General features: G+C 46.6%; 2 pseudogenes. Both read right to left on the bottom strand.

The features are described from left to right. Positions 1-149: pseudogene (locus tag P5674_RS26445) on the bottom strand (RNA-dependent DNA polymerase); the annotation flags it as partial. Beyond that, positions 109-221: pseudogene (locus P5674_RS26440) on the bottom strand (reverse transcriptase N-terminal domain-containing protein); the annotation flags it as partial. The pseudogenes P5674_RS26440 and P5674_RS26445, both read right to left, overlap by 41 nt.

Below are 221 nucleotides of genomic sequence, written 5' to 3'. Positions count from 1 at the left end.
AATATTGCATCATGGGCTGACCGTCCGGGTCGGAACCCATAGCTGTTGCTTTCAAATCTCGATTCCCATTCAGGTTCGAGTGCCGATTTAACCAAGGCTTGCCTAGCTCTATCCTGGATTGTGGGTATTCCTATTCCAGCTTTTTTCATCCATTCCGGGTTTTGGAATCCACACCCGTCGCAGTGGTTTTGCTTTGAGGTTTCCCTTAATGTTCTTAACAA

It is taken from the genome of Limnospira sp. PMC 289.06, from assembly GCF_032350395.1.
Taxonomy (GTDB): Bacteria; Cyanobacteriota; Cyanobacteriia; order Cyanobacteriales; family Microcoleaceae; genus Limnospira; species Limnospira platensis.
Note: the sequence above shows the minus strand (reverse complement) of the source record. Positions and strands in the feature narration are given on the sequence as shown.